Genomic DNA, 2,145 nt, shown 5'->3' with positions numbered 1-2,145 from the left:
TGGCGACGCCGCCGATGTGCGCGAGCGGCCACGGGATGGGCAGCACCGACGAGGTGTCGGTGCGCTGGCCGTCGGTGATGCCGTTGGAGGAGGCGATCACCGATCTGTCGGTGTGCTTGACACCTTTAGGTGCGGCGGTGGTGCCGGAGGTGTAGTAGATCCACCGGACCCGCGGGTCATCCGAACCTGACAGTGGTGGTGGAAGTTTCGCCGGATCACCGACCGGAATACGCAGGCCGGCGTCAACGGAGCCGAAGTCGAAGTCGAGTACCAGCGCATGACGGTCGGGGTGACGGACGATGAACGCGTCGGCGATGTCGGCGTGCCGATAGCCTTTCCATGACTCCGGCACGATGAGCAGAGTGGTGCCGACCTGTTCGAGCATGAACTCGACTTCACGCTCACGCAGTAGCGCGATGATCGGGTTCTGCACCGCTCCCAGCCGTGCACATGCCGCCATGAGGACGGCGGCTTCGAGAGTCGTCGGCAGCTGCCAGCTCACCACGTCACCGGCCGCCACACCGCGTTCGGCGAGGCCCGCCGCCGCATTCTCTGCCGCATCGCGGAACTGCGCCGCGGTGAGACTCCGTCCGTGGTCGTCGGCGAGAATCACCAGTTCGGGGCGGAGCTGCGCGGACTGTTCGACGAGGTCCCAGAGGCCGCCGATCTCGTCGGTCCCGATGACGCCGCGACGGGAGACGGGTGCCGGTGCGCCCGAGACGCTGTCGGTGACGGAACGTGTGGCCATACCGTCAACTCTTACATGACGATGCACCTTACCGAAAGGCTATCGATATGCCGGTGCGCACTCGTCATGAACCACCGACCGCGTGGCCGGGCGGTACGGTTGTCCAATCCGCATCAGCAGAATGGAGAATGGAGAATGACGACCGCGCAGACCGCGCTCCACGCGAGCTACCGTCTGCGTCCGTCGTGGACACCCCGGTACCAGCCCGACGTGTACGTGGCGGCGTCGCTGGACAGGCTCGACGGGCCGGTCGATGGCCTGCACGACCCTCCCGTCAATCTCTACTGGCAGCCGGGGAGACTCGACTTCGCCGATACCGACGACATCCGGCGGTTCTACTCGTCTGCACTCACTTCGACCAGCACACCCGCGCAGTTGTCGCAGTGGATCAACCGGGATGCACTCGTCTCACAGTGGCGGCACCTGTCGCTGCCACCGCGGGTGCGTCGGGCGTGGGAGACGCTGCATCCGGCCCTGAGGGAAGGAACTGACACCGTGGACGACTTCGCCTCCATACAGGACGCGATCCTGAGCGTGATCGCCGAGCACGGTTTCGCGCTCGCCGGTGGCTCCGCGCTGATCGATTACGACATCGTGTCCCGCGACACCGATGACATCGACGCATTCAACAATCGGTGGGACGCCGAGGCGTTCATCGCCGCCCAAGCGGCAGTACTCGATGTCTGCTCCGACCGAGGCTGGGACGCGGCCGTCGTCGGAAACGAGGATTTCCGCAAGCAGATCGCTATAGGCACCGGCGGGGACCGACCGATCGTCGTTGACATGGTGTACTACGAACGCTCGCAAGATCCGGAAATCCGCGCGGGCGGTGGACTTCGACTGATCTTTTCCGACGTTGTCGGCGGCAAGGGCGTGGCCGTCGCCGAATCGGCACGGGGCCGCGACTTCGATGATCTGGCAAGGATCGTCAGCACCGACGGGTGGTCACTCGGGCGCGTCGAACAGGCGATGACCGCGATCAAGTATGCAGACAAGATTCCCGAATTCCGTACCAATCTCGAGCGATTCCGGACCGGTGAATTTGATGACGATATTCGACGGTCCGGATTCGACCCGGCGTTCAGTCACGGCGTACTGGACTGATCTGACGGAAGGTCAGTCGGCTTTGCGGAAGGAGTTCATTGTTTTTTCGACCTCCCAGAAGGCGCGGATGGCGGCGAGTTTGCCGTAGGGGGCGGCTCGGTAGGTGAAGACTCCGCGGGATTCTGTGATGTGGCCGGCGATGTGGGTCACGATGGTGCCGATGTAGGCCACCTCGTTGCCACAGATGATCTCCTCGTCGAACCGGAAGTCGATGCTTTCGGTGGTGGCGATCGATTTGTCCCAGAATCCGGCGATCGCCTCGTGACCGTGAAAGCCGGTGCCGTCGGGGTCGA

At 64.1% G+C, this 2,145-nt stretch carries 2 protein-coding genes and 1 pseudogene; 1 reads left to right on the top strand and 2 read right to left on the bottom strand.

Going from position 1 to position 2,145, the window contains the following annotated elements; genetic code table 11:
• Nucleotides 1-748: AMP-binding protein (locus KDB67_RS17090; protein WP_291018110.1), on the bottom strand; the 748-nt coding region annotated here is incomplete at its 3' end.
• Between the two features lie 135 nt (nucleotides 749-883).
• Here KDB67_RS17090 and KDB67_RS17085 point away from each other — a divergent pair.
• The gene (locus tag KDB67_RS17085) at nucleotides 884-1,852 is read left to right on the top strand and encodes a hypothetical protein (RefSeq protein ID WP_291018107.1); all 969 of its coding nucleotides are present in this window, start codon (nucleotides 884-886) and stop codon (nucleotides 1,850-1,852) included.
• Nucleotides 1,853-1,864: 12 nt separating this feature from the next.
• Here the strand turns inward: KDB67_RS17085 and KDB67_RS17080 are convergent.
• A pseudogene (locus KDB67_RS17080) lies at nucleotides 1,865-2,145 on the bottom strand (nuclear transport factor 2 family protein); the annotation flags it as partial.

The organism is Gordonia sp. (in: high G+C Gram-positive bacteria), from assembly GCF_020438995.1.
Lineage (GTDB): Bacteria > Actinomycetota > Actinomycetes > Mycobacteriales > Mycobacteriaceae > Gordonia.
The sequence above is the reverse complement of the archived record's forward strand: the minus strand, read 5'-3'. Positions and strand labels throughout refer to the sequence as shown.

Coding starts and splice junctions, on each gene's coding strand:
- KDB67_RS17085 (WP_291018107.1), top strand. CDS start 884: ATGACGACCGCGCAGACCGCGCTCCACGCGAGCTACCGTCTGCGTCCG.